This window comes from Superficieibacter sp. BNK-5 (assembly GCF_047456055.1).
Lineage (GTDB): Bacteria > Pseudomonadota > Gammaproteobacteria > Enterobacterales > Enterobacteriaceae > Superficieibacter.
In genome coordinates this window covers 2,284,448-2,301,303 of record NZ_CP179893.1, presented here as the reverse complement: position 1 = coordinate 2,301,303, position 16,856 = coordinate 2,284,448, and the positions used below count along the sequence as shown (strand labels likewise).

Genomic DNA, 16,856 nt, shown 5'->3' with positions numbered 1-16,856 from the left:
ATTAGTTGAAGGAGGAATAATTCAGCTAAGGCGTTGAGGTCCGGCGCGAATGCCCTGCGCCTGGCTTATCCAGGCGGAGACGCTAAAAGCGGATTTGGGTACGAAGAACGCAATGGCAACCTGGCGGACAATGACCGGCGGCTTGCTCTCCTGCGTCAGCATTGCGCTAAGGGTGTTCAGCAGCGCAATGTGGTCCGCTTCAAGCGTTAATGGTTCCTCGGCTACCGGCAATACCTGCGGAGCCATGGCAAAGGAAAGGTGGCGGATCACCGTGCGGATGGCGTGTTGATGCCAGTAGTCCACGGTGAAAGACGGGCGACGGTTCGCCTCGAGCAGCGCCAGATGAGTAAAGTTAACGCCTGAAGGACGATCGTGACTGCTGGCCGCGGCTTTTGCCGGGACGGCAGACTCGGTATTACAGAGAGCGGGCAGGCCAAAACCAGCCGCGACCATCCCCAACAGGAGATGCGGCCAGAAATACCGTCTGCCTAACTGTCGCCAGCGCGTCAGCAACCCACTCACTCAATTCACCACTCTGTCAAATCTACAAGAGCCTGACGCTCTGCAATTTATATCCTGTAATGATATTACCATTAATGCTTTGACCCGGCAGTAGCAATAAAGCCTGGAAAAGAGATAAACAGATTAAGAAAACGGCAATCAGACGGCGGATAAAGCAGAAAGGCGAGTAAAGAGAATATGGCGGAGAGCAGAAATGAAAAACGACTGGTTTCCCTGGACGGAGAGGGTGCCAGGTTAACCAGTCGAATTTTAGGGGGTTATGCCAGAACCAGGGAAGGCGCTTTGAATGCCAGCGGCAGTTCGGCGTCGTCTTCGAAGGTGACATATTCCCAGGCTTCCTGTTTTGCCAGGACTGCCTGTAGCAGTTTGTTGTTCAGCGCATGACCAGATTTATAGGCGGTAAACGCGCCAATAATATTATGACCACACATGAACAAGTCGCCGATAGCATCCAGCATTTTGTGACGAACAAATTCGTCTTCAAAACGCAGGCCGTCATCGTTCAATACACGATAATCGTCAACAACGATGGCACAATCGAAGCTACCGCCCAGGCACAAGCCGCGGGACTGTAAATATTCGATATCGCGCATAAAACCGAAAGTACGTGCACGACTGATCTGACGCATAAAGGCGTCCGCAGAGAAGTTCATCGCGTAGCGCTGGTTGCTGGAATCAATCGCCGGATGGTTAAAGTCGATGGTGAAGTCCAGCGAAAAACCATTAAACGGTTTGAATTCAGCCCATTTGTCGCCATCTTCGACGCGAACGGTCTCTTTAATGCGAACGAATTTCTTCGCGCAGTTAAGCTCGTCGATGCCTGCGTCTAACAGCAGGTAAACGAACGGCGCAGCACTGCCGTCCATAATCGGCACTTCAGGCGCATCGACTTCAATAACAATGTTGTCGATACCGAGGCCCGCCAGGGCGGCGTTCAGATGCTCTACCGTTGAAATCCGCACGTCATGCTCATTGACCAGGCAAGTACAGAGCATGGTATCACGCACAGATTTGGCATCGGCCGGAAAATCTACCGGTGGATTCAAGTCGGTGCGACGATAGATGACCCCGGTATTTGCCGGCGCAGGGCGCAACGTCAGCGTGACTTTCTTGCCGGTATGTAAACCGACGCCAGTCGCCTGAACGATACGTTTTAATGTCCTTTGTTTGATCATCGTATTATCTCGCCAAATTACCTATCCAACCGAAGTGTACTATACATTCGGGCGAGCAGTTTAGCACAAAGAGCTAAGATGCCCAACTTCCAGCCAATTCTTAGTCGGCCTGCTTACGCAAAAAGGCAGGAATATCCAAGTAATCCGGCTCTTTTGCCTGAGACGTATTGTCGTTAACCACTTTCGCCGCAGGCTTCTGCTCCTGCGTCAGCGGTGCCATACCGTGCTGCTGATAGCGATCCAGTACCGGCTGCTGCGTCTGCTTATTGGTCACCAGAGTAATTTCAGGACGTTTGTCCATGCCAATACCGGTCGCAACCACAGTAACGCGCAGTTCGTCGTTCATGTCCGGATCCAGAGACGTACCGATAACCACGGTTGCGTTGTCTGAAGCAAATGCACGGATGGTGTTACCGACCGTTTCGAACTCATCCAGACGCAGGTCGAAGCCTGCCGTAATGTTGACCAGAACGCCACGCGCGCCGGACAGATCGATATCTTCCAGCAGCGGAGAAGAGATAGCCATTTCAGCCGCTTCTTCCGCACGATCTTCACCGCTGGCAACGCCGGAACCCATCATCGCATAGCCCATTTCGGACATCACCGTGCGCACGTCCGCAAAGTCGACGTTCATCAGACCCGGACGGGTGATCAGTTCGGCGATACCCTGCACCGCGCCTTTCAGTACGTCATTCGCCGCACCAAACGCATCGAGAAGCGAAATACCTCGACCCAGCACTTTGAGTAGCTTGTCGTTCGGAATGGTGATCAGGGAGTCCACATGCTTGGACAGTTCGGTGATCCCCTGCTCGGCAAATGCCATGCGCTTCTTGCCTTCGAAGTTGAAAGGCTTGGTCACAACAGCAACCGTCAGGATACCCAGATCTTTTGCCACTTCAGCTACCACAGGCGCAGCACCGGTACCTGTACCACCACCCATACCGGCGGCGATAAAGACCATGTCTGCCCCGTCAAGCGCTGCACGCAAGGCTTCACGGTCTTCGTCAGCTGCGTTGCGCCCTACTTCCGGGTTAGCCCCAGCGCCCAGACCTTTGGTGATACCACCACCGATCTGAATCGTCTGGCCAACCGCCGTTTTACGCAGCGCCTGAGCGTCGGTATTAACCGCGAAGAATTCAACACCTTCGATGCGCTCACGCACCATGTGTTCAACGGCATTGCCGCCGCCGCCACCGACGCCGATGACTTTAATCACCGCGTCGTTGGTCAGTTCCATAGGTTCAAACATAGTTTCTCTCTCCGTTGTGCCTGTCGCCTGAGATCGCTAATTTTCTGCGTTCTCTTAAAAAAATCAAAACTCTTTTCGTAGCCAACTATTCAGCCGTTTAATCCACGAGCTGACGGATGCCGTCACCCGTTTTTCAACTTCCGCTTCACCGCTTAAATGGGATTCTTTCCCGTAGTGCAGCAGTCCCACCGCCGTGGAATAGTACGGCTCCTGGGCATAATCCGTTAATCCGGTAATATTCAGCGGTGCGCCAATACGCACCTGCGTGTGAAATACACGTTGCGCACAGGCCGCCAGGCCTTCAATTTGCGCCGCGCCACCGGTTAATACAATGCCTGCTGCCAGATGGTGTTTCACCCCTTTTTCACGCAGCATTTCCTGCAATTGCAAAATTTCTTCATTCACCAGATTTAGCAGTTCGGTATATCGCGGTTCGATAACCTCTGCCAGCGTCTGACGTTGCAGGCTGCGCGGCGGGCGTCCACCTACGCTTGGGACTTCCACGCTCTCGTCTTTACCGACGATGGAGCCAAACGCACAGCCGTGACGAACTTTAATGGCCTCGGCATCGCTCGGTGGCGTACCGAAGGCATAGGCGATATCGCTGGTCACCACATTCCCCGCATAAGGGATCACTTTCGTGTGACGCAGCGCTCCGCCTGTATAGACGGCGATGTCCATTGTACCACCACCGATGTCAACCACACAGACACCCAGCTCACGTTCGTCTTCAGTTAATACGGAATAACTGGACGCCAGCCCGGCAAAAATCAGTTGGTCAACTTTTAAACCACAACGTTCCACGGCTTTGACAATATTTTTCGCCATATCGTTGTGACAGGTAATCAAGTGCACTTTTGCCTGCATACGCACGCCTGATAAACCCACCGGGTTTTTAATACCTTCCTGGTAATCAATGGCATATTCCTGAGGAATAACATGCAGCACGCGATGCTCATCACGCACACGGACCGATTTCGCCGTATGCACGACGTTTTCTACGTCTTCCTGCGTCACTTCTTCTTCTGAAATCGGCACCATGCCAATTTCATTCTGACAGCTAATATGTTTACCTGAAAGCGCCAGATAAACCGAGGAGATTTGGCAGTCAGCCATCAATTCGGCCTGATCGATAGCGCGTTGCACGCATTTTACTACCGATTCGAGATCGTTTACCCCACCTTTATCCATACCACGCGACGGGCAACTGCCCACGCCAATGATATTGACCATACCGTCGGGCAGAACCTCCCCTACTAAAGCAGCTACCTTTGCGGTGCCAATCTCCAGTCCAACTACCAGTTTTCTGTCCGTCGCCTTGATCATTATTGCTCTGCCTGTGCCTGATTCTGTTGTTGATTAGGTTCCTCAGCCGGTGCCGGTACCCAACCGACTGCCGCACCCGAGTCATAGCGCAAATCAACGTAGCTAATCCGTTTGCCTTCGGTCTGCGCTTGCTGTTGTAAAACTGGATACAGTTCTATAAAGCGCTCCAGACGTTTCATCGTATCACCGCGTCCCAAATTAAGCCTGATATCGTTATCAAGGGTTAATTGCCAGGAGCGGCGCGCGGTCATCGCCGCCATTTTTAACGTGAACTTGTCCTTTGCCAGCACCTTACCCATATCGCGATAGCCTTGCAGTACTTCGTTTTCGCTTCCTTCAGGACCTGACAACATCGGCAAATTTACGTTGCTGGTGCGATCTGAAGGTACGCTGAAAGAATTACCATCAGCATCGACCATATGCTGATCATTCCATCGTGCTATCGGCACATATTCAACCAGATGAATCTTTAATTCGTCCGGCCATTGCTTTCTGACGCTCGCCTGTTTTATCCACGGAAGACGTTCAATTTGGCTCTGGATAATATTGACATCCTGAGTCATAAACGTGCCCGGTGCGCCAAGTGCCAGAATAGATTGCCGAATATCATCATTACGGGTGTAGTGACGATCGCCGGTTACCACCAGTTTCGAGAGCGGCAAACGCTGCGCGTCATCCATCCAGCCCAATATCATCCAGCCGCTCATTAACACGGTACATAACACCGCCAGCAGGAAAATAATTCCCGCCAGACGCGTTCCATTATTTCGCCGGGAAGAAGAAGCTACTTCCTCTTCACGGTTTCGCGTGTTCAGCGCAGCCTGCGACATATCAACCCGCCAGGTCCAAAATTCGTACTACCAACTGCGAGAAGCTCATCCCAGCCTGACGCGCCGCCATCGGCACCAGACTGTGATTGGTCATACCCGGAGAGGTATTCGCTTCCAGCAGATAAAACTGGCCATCGCTGTCCAGCATGACGTCGATTCTTCCCCAGCCGCGACAGCCGAGAACATTCCATGCATTCACTACCAGAGACTGTAATTGTGCTTCACGTTCTGCTTCCAGACCGGCTGGACAAAAATACTTTGTCTCATCAGAGAGATACTTCGCCTCATAATCATAGAAGGTTCCAGCAGGTTGAATACGAATTGACGGTAAAATTTCTTCACCGAGCATCGCAACGGTAAATTCTGGCCCGCTGAGCCATTTTTCGATTAAAACTTCTTCATCATGCTGAAAAGCCAGCGTTAACGCAGCATGTAAAGTGTCAGCTTCTGTTACCTTTGACATGCCGACGCTGGAACCTTCCCGACTCGGCTTAACAATAAGCGGAAGTCCAAGATCGGCAATACGCCGTTGCACGTCTGAAGAAAGCCCGTCAGTAAACGTTTTACGTGTTAATGCCACCCAGGGAGCCACAGGTAAACCGGCACCCTGCCAGAGCAGTTTGCTACGCAGTTTATCCATGGAGATAGCAGACGCCATTACGCCACTACCGGTATAGGGCAGATCTGAAAGTTCCAGTAGTCCCTGTAAAGTTCCATCCTCACCCCCACGTCCGTGCAAGGCTATAAATACTTTCTGAAACCCCATATCTTTGAGATGGGTGATGTCCGTTTCACGCGGGTCGACGGGCCAGGCATCAACGCCAGCTTCGCGTAAACCTGCCAGCACCGCAGCGCCGGAATTGAGTGAAACATCACGCTCTGCGGAGGTACCGCCGAGCAGGACTGCTATCTTATCAGCCATGGCGCTCTTCCTCCTGGGTTTGCGGCTTCAGTTTGATTTCCGATAAATTACGCGCGATTTTGCCTATGTTTCCCGCGCCCTGAACCAGAATCAGATCGTTGCCGGTGAGTACCGGCGCTAACATGTCGGCGACCTGCGCCGGATCGGAAACCAGAATCGGATCGACCTTGCCACGTCCACGGATAGTACGACATAAAGAGCGGCTGTCCGCGCCAGGAATCGGGGCTTCTCCGGCCGGATAGACCTCCAGCATCAACAGCGCGTCGACCTGTGTCAATACCCTGGCGAAATCATCGTAAAGATCGCGGGTGCGCGTGAAACGGTGCGGCTGGAACAGCATGACCAGATTTTTATCCGGCCAGCCTGCCCGCGCAGCTTTAATCGTCGCGTCGACTTCAGTCGGATGATGGCCGTAGTCATCAATGAGCATGGCGGTACCTTGCTTGCCGTTGACCTCTTCCAGCGGATATTCACCAAGGAAATCAAAGCGGCGTCCGGTGCCCTGGAAATTTTCCAGCGCATGCAGGATGGCATCGTCTTCAATGCCTTCTTCTGTGGCTACCGCTACCGCCGCTGCCGCATTCAGGGCGTTATGACGGCCCGGCGCATTCAGGGTCACCCGCAGCTCGGTTTTGTCCTGACGCAGCAGGGTAAAGTGGCCCTGCGGACCGTTTTGTTCGTAATTCTCAATGCGGACGTCCGCATCGTCACTAAAGCCGTAGGTCGTCGTCTGGCGCCCTACGCGCGGCAGCAATTCGCGGATCACCGGATCGTCGACGCACATCACCGCACGGCCATAGAACGGCAGGTTATGCAGGAAGTTAATAAACGTCTGCTTCAGATTTTCGAAGTCGCCCTGGTAAGTATCCATATGGTCAGCTTCGATGTTCGTCACGATAGAAACCATCGGCTGCAAATGCAGGAATGACGCGTCGCTCTCATCGGCTTCGGCAATCAGATAGCGGCTGTGGCCCAGACGAGCATGTACACCTGCGGCTTTTACCAGGCCACCGTTAACAAAAGTTGGGTCCAGCCCTGCTTCGGCATAAATACTGGCGACCATCGCGGTCGTTGTAGTTTTACCGTGCGTACCGGCAATGGCGATGCCGTGACGAAAACGCATCAGTTCGGCCAGCATTTCTGCACGGCGGATCACCGGGATGCGCGCTTCATGCGCGGCAACGATTTCCGGGTTATCGGCAGAAATGGCGGTAGAGACCACCACCACGCTCGCATCAAGCACGTTTTCCGGACGATGGTTGAAATAGATGGTCGCCCCAAGCGACGCCAACTGCTGCGTGACCGGGTTCGGTGCCAGGTCAGAGCCGCTAATCTGGTAGCCTTCATTGGCCAGAACTTCGGCAATACCACCCATGCCAGCACCACCGATGCCGACAAAGTGAATGTGCCGGACGCGACGCATCTCGGGCACAATTGAACGCAGTTTAGCCAGTTGTTGTGTATTCATTCTTTAACGCCATAACTTCAAATATTCATGCGGTGCAAACGGCACCACCACAGTTAAGCCCGGGCTGCCAGGCTCACTTCATTTGCGACACGTTCTGTCGCATCAGGAATGGAGGCCGCGCGCGCGCGTTCTGCCATTTTTAACAGGGTTTCCCTGTCCCAACCTGCCAGCGTTGCAACGATGGCCTCCACGGTAAATTGTGGCTGCTCAAGAATTTTTGCCGCGCCCGCTTTTTCCAGCGGCAGCGCATTCCAGTACTGCTGGCGATCTTTATGCTGAAACGGGACGAATAGCGCTGGTAAACCAGCGGCAGCGATTTCACTCACCGTCAGCGCGCCAGAGCGGCAAACCACCACGTCCGCCCAGGCGTAAGCGGCGGCCATATCGTCAATAAACTCGGTCACTTTATGCTGCGGCTGGCCCGCTGCGGCATACGCCTGCTCCACGGTTTGCTGCCCGCCTTTCCCGCTCTGGTGCCAGATAGTGACTTTTTCACCCAGTTTCGCCGCCACTTCCGGCAGCGTCTGGTTTAACACGCGTGCGCCCTGCGAGCCGCCGATAACCAGCACCCGCACTGGGCCTTCACGTCCGGCCAGCCGCGTCTGTGGCAGCGGTAGCGCCAACACATCGGTTCTGACCGGATTGCCGACGACATCCGCATGCGGGAACGCGCCAGGGAACGCCTGCATCACTTTTTTAGCGATTTTCGCCAGCCATTTATTCGTCAGGCCCGCAATGCCGTTTTGTTCATGCAGTACCACCGGGATACCCAGCGACCATGCCGCCAGCCCGCCCGGTCCGGAGACATACCCCCCCATCCCCAGCACCACGTTCGGCTGAAAACGTTTCATAATCGCCCGCGCCTGACGCCAGGCGTGATAAATGCGCAGCGGAGCCAGCAATTGCGCTTTAATACCTTTACCGCGCAGCCCCGAGATCTGAATAAAATCGATCTCAATACCATTTTTTGGTACCAGGTCCGCTTCCATACGATCGGCGGTTCCCAGCCAGCGCACCTGCCAGCCCTGCTCCATCAGATGATGGGCGACCGCCAGTCCCGGGAACACGTGTCCGCCGGTACCGCCTGCCATCACCATCAACCGCTTACCCTGACCGCTCATCGTTGACCTCGTGTAAACGCCTGGGCTTTTTCCAGACGCGTTTCATAATCTATACGCAATAACATCATGATGGCTGTCGACATAATTAACAGACTCGACCCGCCGTAACTGATTAATGGCAACGTCAGCCCTTTGGTCGGTAGCATGCCCGCTGCCGCGCCGACGTTGACCAGTGCCTGAAAGCTAAACCAGACGCCGATTGAACAGGCCAGAAAGCCGGAAAAGCGTTGATTAAGCTCCAGCGCCTTACGGCCAATCGACATGGCGCGAAAAGCGACGAAGAATACCATCAACAGCGCCAGCGCCACACCGATATAACCCAGTTCCTCGCCAATAATGGCGAAAATAAAGTCGGTATGTGCTTCCGGCAGGTATTCCAGCTTCTGCACCGAGTTACCCAGCCCCTGTCCCCATAGCTCGCCGCGACCAAACGCCATCAACGATTGGGTTAACTGATAGCCGCTGCCAAACGGGTCCGCCCACGGATCCCAGAATGCCGTCACGCGGCGGATACGATACGGCTCTGCCAGGATCAGCAGCACCACCGCCGAAATTCCCATGCCGATGATGGCGATGAATTGCCATAGCTTCGCCCCGGCCAGAAATAGCATCGCCAGCGTGGTGACGAACAGCACCACCACCGTACCGAGGTCCGGCTGCGCCAGCAGCAGAATCGCCAGCACAAAAATGACGCCCATCGGTTTCAAGAAGCCGCGTAAGTTATTGCGGACCTCATCCCCTTTGCGCACCAGATAGTTGGCGATATAGCAAAACAGCGACAGCTTGGTCAGTTCCGCAGGCTGTACGCGCAGCAGGCCAAGATCGATCCAGCGCGATGCCCCTTTTACGGAACTCCCTACCACCAGTACGATCATCAACAGAATGATCGACCCCAGCAGCATCGCCGTGCTGTAGCGTTGCCAGAATTCCATCGGCAGACGTAGCGTGACCAACGCCAGCAAAAATGCCATCACCAGATAGGCACCATCGCGTTTAGCAAAAAAGAAAGGATCGTTCGTCAGTCGTTGCCCGATGGGCATTGACGCCGACGTCACCATAATAAAACCGATCGCCGCGAGGCCGAATGTCAGCCAGACCAGCGTGCGGTCGTACATAATCAGGCTGTCCGCATCTTTCTGACGCGACGCCATTACCCAGCCTTTCATTGCCGTGAATAGCCATGCCAGGACGCTAAATCCGGGCAGGCGCGGCATTCTCGGGCGTGGGAGGGATAAACGCATCAACCAAGCTCCTTCGCCAGACGGGTAAAGAGTTCGCCCCGTTGCTCAAAATTCTTAAACTGGTCCAGACTGGCGCAGGCGGGCGACAGCAGCACTATATCGCCAGGCTGGACGCGCGTGGCAATCAGGCGCATCGCCTCTTCCATCGTCTCCGTCTGCTCCGCGATTTCCGGACGCAATTCCGCCAGCTCCGCGCCGTCGCGGCCAAAGCACCACAGGCGGATATTGTCGCCGCCGAGATAGCGCTTCAGGGATGAAAAATCTGCGGATTTTCCGTCGCCGCCCAGCAGCAGGTGCAGCGTGCCGTCGACCTGTAAGCCGTTAAGCGCGGCTTCCGTGCTGCCGACGTTGGTCGCTTTCGAGTCGTTGATCCAGCGCACGCCGTTATGCACCAGCGCGGTCTGAAACCGATGCGCCAGACCGCTAAAGGTGGTCAGCGCTTTCAGACTGCTGGCGCGCGGCAGATTCACCGCATCCGCCAGCGCCAGCGCCGCCAGGGCGTTGGTGTAGTTATGCTGTCCGGTGAGTTGCATTTCGGCCACATTCAGCACTTTCTCACCTTTTGCGCGCAGCCAGGTTTCGCCCTGCTGACGGTTAAGATGATAATCGCCGACATCGACGCCAAAGCTGACACAGCGCGCATCGGCACCACGCACCGGCATGGTCAGCGCATCATCAGCGTTTACCACGCAGACGGTGGCATTTTCATAAACCTTCAGCTTCGCCGCACGATACTGTTGCAGACCAAACGGATAGCGATCCATATGATCTTCCGTGACGTTGAGGATCGTCGCCGCTGCCGCCTTAAGACTGGACGTGGTCTCCAGCTGGAAACTGGACAGTTCCAGTACATAGAGTTCACGCGCCGGATCCAACAGCATCAGCGCGGGCAGACCAATATTGCCGCCGACGCCAACATTCACCCCTGCCGCTTTGGCCATTTCGCCGACCAGCGTCGTGACAGTGCTTTTACCGTTCGAGCCAGTGATCGCAATAACCGGAGCCTGCGCTTCACGGCAAAACAGCTCAATGTCACCGACAATCTCAACACCCGCCTCAGCGGCCGCGCTGAGCGAAGGATGCGCGAGCGCAATACCAGGGCTGGCAACAATCAGATCGGCGGCCAGCAGCCAGTCATCATTCAGGCTGCCCACATGGCTTTCGACGCCCTCCGGCAGCTTATCCAGCCCGGACGGCGCGGCGCGGGTATCCATCACGCGCGGCGTCACGCCACGCGCCATGAAGAAATCCACGCACGACAGTCCGGTCAGCCCCAGACCGATGATGACCACTTTTTTATCCTGGTAATCTGCCATGATTAACGTACCTTCAGCGTTGCCAGGCCAATCAGCACCAGCATCAGCGAAATAATCCAGAAGCGCACAATCACACGCGGTTCCGGCCAGCCTTTCAGTTCATAGTGGTGGTGGATAGGTGCCATACGGAAAATGCGCTGGCCGCGCAGTTTGAACGAGCCAACCTGTAGGATCACCGACAGGGTTTCCACCACGAAAACGCCGCCCATAATGACCAGCAAAAATTCCTGACGCAGCAGTACGGCGATAATCCCCAGCGCGCCACCCAGCGCCAGCGAACCGACATCGCCCATAAACACCTGAGCCGGATAGGTGTTAAACCACAGGAAACCTAATCCTGCGCCAACGATAGCGGTACAGACGATAACCAGTTCGCCCGCGTGCCGCAGATAGGGAATATGCAGGTAGTTAGCGAAGTTCATGTTACCCGTCGCCCAGGCGACCAGCGCAAAGCCGCCGGCAACAAAAACGGTCGGCATAATCGCCAGACCGTCCAGGCCATCGGTCAGGTTGACGGCGTTGCCGGTACCGACGATGACGAAATAGGCCAGCAGAATGTAGAGAATGCCCAACTGCGGCATGACATCTTTAAAGAATGGCACCACCAGTTGAGTGGCTGGCGTATCATTCCCCACCAGGTAAAGCGCGAACGCCACGCCCAGCGCAATGACCGACATCCAGAAATATTTCCAGCGGGCAATCAGGCCTTTAGTATCTTTGCGCACCACTTTGCGGTAGTCATCGACAAAGCCGATAATGCCGTAACCCACCAGCACCACCAGGACGCACCAGACGTAAGGGTTAGACGGATAGGCCCACAGCAGCACAGAAATCACGATGGAAGTGAGGATCATGATCCCGCCCATCGTCGGCGTACCGCGTTTGCTGAAGTGGGATTCCGGGCCGTCGTTACGGACAACCTGACCAAAAGAGAGCTGTTGCAGGCGGGCGATCATGCGCGGGCCCATCCACAATGAGATGAACAGCGCGGTCAGCAGGCTGACAATGGCGCGAAACGTCAGATAGGAAAAGACGTTAAAGCCGGAATAATATTTGACCAAATGCTCGGCCAGCCAAACTAACATGTCCCATTCTCCTGTAGTGCAAGGACCACCTCTTCCATGGCGGCGCTACGTGAACCCTTCACTAAAAGGGTAATAATCTGCTGTTCTGCGATCAGTTCTTTCAGGCGCGTAATCAGAGCGTGCTTGTCGGTGAAATGCTCGCCGACGCCGCTGGCCTGGCTGATAGCCTGGCTTTGCTTCCCGACGCTAATGACCCGATCAATTCCGGCGGCTTTCGCCGCTTCACCCACCTGTAGGTGACAGGCTTCGCTTTCATCGCCCAGTTCGGCCATATCGCCGACCACCATCACGCGGTAACCGGGCATTTCAGCCAGCACCTGCACAGCGGCGGTCATCGAACCAACGTTCGCATTGTAGGTGTCATCCAGCAGGAGTTGATTTTCGGCCAGTTGCACCGGGAAAAGGCGGCCCGGCACGGCCTGTAACGTTGCCAGCCCTTTTTTGACCGCGGGTAAATCCGCACCGACCGCCATTGAGAGCGCCGTTGCTGCCAGCGCGTTGGCAATGTTGTGCCGTCCAGGCAGCGGCAATAGCACCTCAACACTGCCGGTAGGGGTTTGCAAAGTAAATTCAGTGCCGTGGGAGGTCACATGGATATTCGTGGCGGTAAAATCGCTGTTGGCTGCATTCGGCGAAAAGCGCCAGACTTTGCGATCGCCGATGATGGTTTGCCAGTTCAGCCAGTCATTATTATCGGCATTCATGATGGCGATACCGTCAACCGGCAGACCGCTGTAAATTTCGCCTTTCGCTTTTGCCACGCCCGCCAGCGACCCGAAACCTTCCAGGTGCGCGGCGGCCAGGTTGTTGACCAGTGCCGCTTCCGGCTGCGTCAGCCCTACGGTCCAGGCGATTTCGCCCTGATGATTGGCACCCAGTTCAATGACCGCGTACTGGTGCTCCGGCGTCAGGCGCAGCAGCGTCATCGGCACGCCGATGTCATTGTTGAGATTTCCGGCGGTATACAGCGTATTGCCGCACTCGCTGAGAATAGAGGCGGTCATCTCTTTGACCGAGGTTTTACCGGATGATCCGGTCAGCGCGACAACGCGCGTTGGCACCTGCTGACGCACCCACGCCGCTAATTCGCCAAAGGCCCGGCGGGTATCGTTAACGATTAACTGCGGCAGGTCGATATCCAACTGGCGACTGACCAGCAACGCCCCTGCCCCACTCGCTTTGGCTTTATCGGCAAAATCATGTGCATCAAAACGCTCGCCTTTCAGCGCGACAAACAGACAGCCTGGCGTGATCTTGCGAGTGTCGGTAGTGACGGCATCAATCGTGACATCGCGGCCCTGTAACGTGCCCTTCAGAACAGAGGCAAGCTGGTTCAGCGTTACGTTAATCATGCTATGGCTCCCAGCAGGCGCGCTGCGGTGACACGATCGGAATAGTCCAGACGACGAGCGCCAACGATTTGATAATCTTCGTGACCTTTCCCGGCCAGCAGCACGACGTCATTCTCTTTGGCCTGCATGATGGCGTGCGTCACCGCTTCAGCGCGTCCTTCCATCACTTTCGCCCGACCCGCGTCGAGCATCCCGGCCAGAATGTCGTTGATGATCGCGCGTGGTTCTTCGGTGCGCGGATTATCGTCTGTAACCACCGGAATATCGGCAAACTGTTCGGCAATCGCGCCCATCAGCGGACGTTTACCTTTATCGCGATCGCCGCCGCAGCCAAATACACACCACAGCTTACCGGTGCAGTGCAGACGCGCCGCGGCCAGCGCCTTTTCCAGCGCATCCGGCGTGTGGGCATAGTCAACCACCACCGTCGGTTTACCCGGCGCGCTGAAGACTTCCATTCGTCCACAGACCGGCTGTAATCGCGCAGCGGTTTTCAGCAGATCGCCCAGCGGATAGCCCAGCGCCAGCAGGGTTGCCAGCGCCAGCAGCAGATTGCTGACGTTAAATTCGCCCATCAGGCGGCTTTCAATTTCACCTTCGCCCCAGCTTGAGTCGAAGCGGATAGTTGCGCCACTGTCGTGGTAGTCCACATCCACCGCTTTCAGCCAGCGGCCATGACAGTTCGGGTTGATATGATCGCCCATGGCTACCGCAACCGCATCCGGCAGTTTAGCCAGCCAGCGGCGTCCCACTTCATCATCGGCATTTACGATGGCCTGACCGAAGTGATGGGTGGAATAAAGCAGCCATTTCGCCGCTTCGTAATGATCCATATCACCGTGATAATCGAGGTGATCGCGGCTTAAGTTGGTAAACACCGAGGCAGCAAATTTAAGCGCTGCCACACGGTGCTGCACCAGCCCGTGCGATGAGACTTCCATTCCGGCAAAGGTGGCGCCCTGCTCTACCAGACCGGCCAGCACCTGCTGAACATCTACGGCTGAACCAGTGGTATTTTCCGTTGGACTCACTTTACCCAATAAACCGTTACCGACGGTTCCCATTACCGCGCTGGTTTCGCCCAGTAACTGACTCCACTGGGCCAGCAGTTGCGTGGTGGTGGTTTTGCCGTTCGTGCCGGTGACCCCTACCAGACGCAGTTGTTCAGAAGGCTGATGATAAAAACGCCCTGCCAGCGCAGAGAGACGTTCGTTAAGCTGGCTGAGATAAATAACCGGTACGCCGTGGATTTCGCGGATCTCACCGTCGGTTGCCTCATCTTTTGCTTCAGCAATAATGGCAGCCACACCTTGCGCTATCGCCTGCGGGATATATCGACGCCCGTCCGCCTGATGACCCAATACCGCAACGAAAAGATCGCCCGATGCCGCCGTGCGGCTATCGAGCGTCATTTCCCGCAGCGCCCGCGCAGGCAGTCCAGCTACCCACGGAGCAAGAAGGTCGCGCAAATTACGATCTGCCACCTGTACCCTCGCCTTGATTAGTTACGAATTCACTTTTTTCACCCGTTGCCAGCGCATCCGGTTCAATGTTCATAGTGCGCAATACGCCGCCCATGATGGCACCGAACACCGGCGCGGAAACGGCACCGCCGTAATATTTACCTGCCTGCGGGTCATTAATGACCACCACCAGCGCAAAACGCGGCTGGCTGGCTGGTGCGACGCCCGCGGTGTAAGCAATGTATTTGTTAATGTACCGGCCATCCGGCCCGACTTTTTTCGCCGTACCGGTTTTAATTGCGATGCGATAGCCTTTGATGGCCGCCTTGACCCCGCCGCCGCCGGGCAGCGCCACGCTCTCCATCATGTGCACAACGGTGCGCACGATAGACTCCGGGAAAATACGCTCGCCGGGAACCGGCGGGTCAACTTTGGTGATCGACAGCGGACGATACACGCCGTAACTGCCAATCGTTGCGTAGACTCGCGCTAACTGTAACGGGGTTACCATTAGCCCGTAGCCGAAAGAGAAGGTGGCCCTCTCTATGTCAGACCACCGTTGTTTTTGAGGATATAAGCCACTGCGTTCTCCGACCAACCCCAAATTGGTCGCTTTTCCCAGCCCAAAACGTGAGTAAGTATCTACTAACGCTGAGGACGGCATCGCTAACGCCAGCTTAGAAACACCGACGTTACTCGACTTCTGTAATACCCCGGTAAGGGTAAGTTCGCTATAGCGCGCCACGTCTTTAATTTCATGACCATTGACGCGATAGGGAACGGTATTCAGGACGCTGTTTTCACGCACCACGCCGCGCTGTAGCGCGGTCATGACCACCATCGGCTTCACGGTGGAGCCTGGCTCGAAGACGTCGGTGATGGTGCGGTTACGCATCACCTCTTTCGCCGTTCCGCTCAGGTTGTTTGGGTTGTAAGAGGGACTGTTGGCCATGGCCAGCACTTCGCCAGTATTGACATCCACCAGCACCGCGCTGCCTGATTCCGCTTTGTTGAAGGCCACCGCATTGTTCAGCTCACGATAAACCAGCGCCTGCAAACGTTCATCAATGCTCAGCGCCAGGTTATGTGCGGCCTGGCTGTCAGTTGAAGAGATATCTTCAATCACGCGTCCGTAGCGGTCTTTACGTACAATACGCTCGCCTGGCTGGCCGGTAAGCCATTTATCAAAGCTATTTTCAACGCCTTCGATACCCTGGCTGTCAATGTTGGTAAAACCAATGAGGTGAGCGGTCACTTCGCCGGATGGATAATATCGACGCGACTCTTCCCGCAGATGAATGCCCGGCAATTTGAGTTTTTTGATGTAATCACCCAGGTCCGGGTTGACCTGACGCGCCAGATAGATAAAGCGCCCTTTCGGATTGGCGTTCACGCGAGCAGAAAGCTGATCGAGTGGCATTTTCAGCGCATCCGACAGCGCTTTCCAGCGGCCGTCAAGGGTGATCCCGCCTGCGTCATGCAGCTCTTTAGGATCGGCCCAGATCGCTTTTACCGGCACGCTGACCGCCAGCGGTCGACCGGAACGATCGGTGATCATGCCGCGTGAAGTAGAAACTTCCTGCACGCGCAGCGAGCGCAAATCGCCCTGACGCACCAGCATATCCGGCGCGATAATCTGTAACCAGGCGACGCGTCCGAGCAGAAAGCCCAGCGCCACCAGAATGCAGCCGCACAACAACGCAAAACGCCAACTGATAAAGTTGGCTGGTTCGTCCTGGCGTTTTAACTTAAGCGTCTTAGCCGCTGCTTTCATGCGTTACACTCG

At 55.5% G+C, this 16,856-nt stretch carries 14 protein-coding genes; all 14 read right to left on the bottom strand.

The window, feature by feature from the left end; translation table 11 throughout:
• Window positions 1-21: 21 nt before the first annotated feature.
• The 14 genes from secM to ACMGGS_RS10970 all read right to left on the bottom strand — a co-directional run bounded on the left by secM (window position 22) and on the right by ACMGGS_RS10970 (window position 16,844).
• Window positions 22-522, bottom strand: a complete 501-nt coding sequence (gene secM, locus ACMGGS_RS11035; protein WP_414166083.1) for a secA translation cis-regulator SecM — start codon at window positions 520-522, stop codon at window positions 22-24.
• A 257-nt stretch (window positions 523-779) separates the two neighbouring features.
• Window positions 780-1,697 carry a UDP-3-O-acyl-N-acetylglucosamine deacetylase gene (lpxC, locus tag ACMGGS_RS11030; RefSeq protein ID WP_176917978.1) on the bottom strand — a complete coding sequence of 306 codons (918 nt, stop codon included), beginning with the start codon at window positions 1,695-1,697 and terminating at the stop codon, window positions 780-782.
• Between the two features lie 100 nt (window positions 1,698-1,797).
• On the bottom strand, window positions 1,798-2,946 hold the full coding sequence (gene ftsZ, locus ACMGGS_RS11025) for a cell division protein FtsZ (RefSeq protein ID WP_176917977.1): 1,149 nt from the start codon (window positions 2,944-2,946) through the stop codon (window positions 1,798-1,800).
• A gap of 63 nt (window positions 2,947-3,009) precedes the next feature.
• On the bottom strand, window positions 3,010-4,272 hold the full coding sequence (ftsA, locus tag ACMGGS_RS11020) for a cell division protein FtsA (RefSeq protein WP_176917976.1): 1,263 nt from the start codon (window positions 4,270-4,272) through the stop codon (window positions 3,010-3,012).
• On the bottom strand, window positions 4,272-5,102 hold the full coding sequence (gene ftsQ, locus ACMGGS_RS11015; RefSeq protein WP_176917975.1) for a cell division protein FtsQ: 831 nt from the start codon (window positions 5,100-5,102) through the stop codon (window positions 4,272-4,274). Before ftsQ ends, ftsA begins: the two co-directional genes overlap by 1 nt.
• Before the next feature lies 1 nt (window position 5,103).
• Entirely contained in the window at window positions 5,104-6,024 is a 921-nt protein-coding gene (locus ACMGGS_RS11010) for a D-alanine--D-alanine ligase (protein ID WP_414166082.1), read from the bottom strand.
• Entirely contained in the window at window positions 6,017-7,492 is a 1,476-nt protein-coding gene (gene murC, locus ACMGGS_RS11005) for a UDP-N-acetylmuramate--L-alanine ligase (RefSeq protein WP_414166081.1), read from the bottom strand. The genes ACMGGS_RS11010 and murC overlap by 8 nt, the downstream gene beginning before the upstream one ends.
• Window positions 7,493-7,545: 53 nt before the next feature.
• Window positions 7,546-8,613 (bottom strand): undecaprenyldiphospho-muramoylpentapeptide beta-N-acetylglucosaminyltransferase, encoded by a 1,068-nt coding sequence (murG, locus tag ACMGGS_RS11000; RefSeq protein ID WP_176917972.1) that lies wholly within the window; start codon window positions 8,611-8,613, stop codon window positions 7,546-7,548.
• On the bottom strand, window positions 8,610-9,854 hold the full coding sequence (gene ftsW / locus ACMGGS_RS10995) for a cell division protein FtsW (protein WP_176917971.1): 1,245 nt from the start codon (window positions 9,852-9,854) through the stop codon (window positions 8,610-8,612). Before ftsW ends, murG begins: the two co-directional genes overlap by 4 nt.
• Window positions 9,854-11,170: a UDP-N-acetylmuramoyl-L-alanine--D-glutamate ligase gene (murD, locus tag ACMGGS_RS10990; protein ID WP_414166080.1), complete on the bottom strand. Its 1,317-nt coding sequence runs from the start codon at window positions 11,168-11,170 to the stop codon at window positions 9,854-9,856. The genes ftsW and murD overlap by 1 nt, the downstream gene beginning before the upstream one ends.
• 2 nt (window positions 11,171-11,172) lie before the next feature.
• Entirely contained in the window at window positions 11,173-12,255 is a 1,083-nt protein-coding gene (mraY, locus tag ACMGGS_RS10985; RefSeq protein WP_176917969.1) for a phospho-N-acetylmuramoyl-pentapeptide-transferase, read from the bottom strand.
• The gene (murF, locus tag ACMGGS_RS10980) at window positions 12,249-13,607 is read right to left on the bottom strand and encodes a UDP-N-acetylmuramoyl-tripeptide--D-alanyl-D-alanine ligase (protein ID WP_414166079.1); all 1,359 of its coding nucleotides are present in this window, start codon (window positions 13,605-13,607) and stop codon (window positions 12,249-12,251) included. Before murF ends, mraY begins: the two co-directional genes overlap by 7 nt.
• Window positions 13,604-15,091, bottom strand: coding sequence for a UDP-N-acetylmuramoyl-L-alanyl-D-glutamate--2,6-diaminopimelate ligase (gene murE / locus ACMGGS_RS10975; protein WP_414166078.1), 1,488 nt, complete (start codon window positions 15,089-15,091; stop codon window positions 13,604-13,606). The genes murF and murE overlap by 4 nt, the downstream gene beginning before the upstream one ends.
• Window positions 15,078-16,844, bottom strand: coding sequence for a peptidoglycan glycosyltransferase FtsI (locus ACMGGS_RS10970; RefSeq protein ID WP_414166077.1), 1,767 nt, complete (start codon window positions 16,842-16,844; stop codon window positions 15,078-15,080). Before ACMGGS_RS10970 ends, murE begins: the two co-directional genes overlap by 14 nt.
• Window positions 16,845-16,856: the final 12 nt, after the last annotated feature.

Bases quoted from the DNA above. Each gene is read 5' to 3' on its own strand.
- lpxC (WP_176917978.1), bottom strand. From the start codon at position 1,697: ATGATCAAACAAAGGACATTAAAACGTATCGTTCAGGCGACTGGCGTC.
- ftsZ (WP_176917977.1), bottom strand. From the start codon at position 2,946: ATGTTTGAACCTATGGAACTGACCAACGACGCGGTGATTAAAGTCATC.
- ftsA (WP_176917976.1), bottom strand. From the start codon at position 4,272: ATGATCAAGGCGACGGACAGAAAACTGGTAGTTGGACTGGAGATTGGC.
- ftsQ (WP_176917975.1), bottom strand. From the start codon at position 5,102: ATGTCGCAGGCTGCGCTGAACACGCGAAACCGTGAAGAGGAAGTAGCT.
- ACMGGS_RS11010 (WP_414166082.1), bottom strand. From the start codon at position 6,024: ATGGCTGATAAGATAGCAGTCCTGCTCGGCGGTACCTCCGCAGAGCGT.
- murC (WP_414166081.1), bottom strand. From the start codon at position 7,492: ATGAATACACAACAACTGGCTAAACTGCGTTCAATTGTGCCCGAGATG.
- murG (WP_176917972.1), bottom strand. From the start codon at position 8,613: ATGAGCGGTCAGGGTAAGCGGTTGATGGTGATGGCAGGCGGTACCGGC.
- ftsW (WP_176917971.1), bottom strand. From the start codon at position 9,854: ATGCGTTTATCCCTCCCACGCCCGAGAATGCCGCGCCTGCCCGGATTT.
- murD (WP_414166080.1), bottom strand. From the start codon at position 11,170: ATGGCAGATTACCAGGATAAAAAAGTGGTCATCATCGGTCTGGGGCTG.
- mraY (WP_176917969.1), bottom strand. From the start codon at position 12,255: ATGTTAGTTTGGCTGGCCGAGCATTTGGTCAAATATTATTCCGGCTTT.
- murF (WP_414166079.1), bottom strand. From the start codon at position 13,607: ATGATTAACGTAACGCTGAACCAGCTTGCCTCTGTTCTGAAGGGCACG.
- ACMGGS_RS10970 (WP_414166077.1), bottom strand. From the start codon at position 16,844: ATGAAAGCAGCGGCTAAGACGCTTAAGTTAAAACGCCAGGACGAACCA.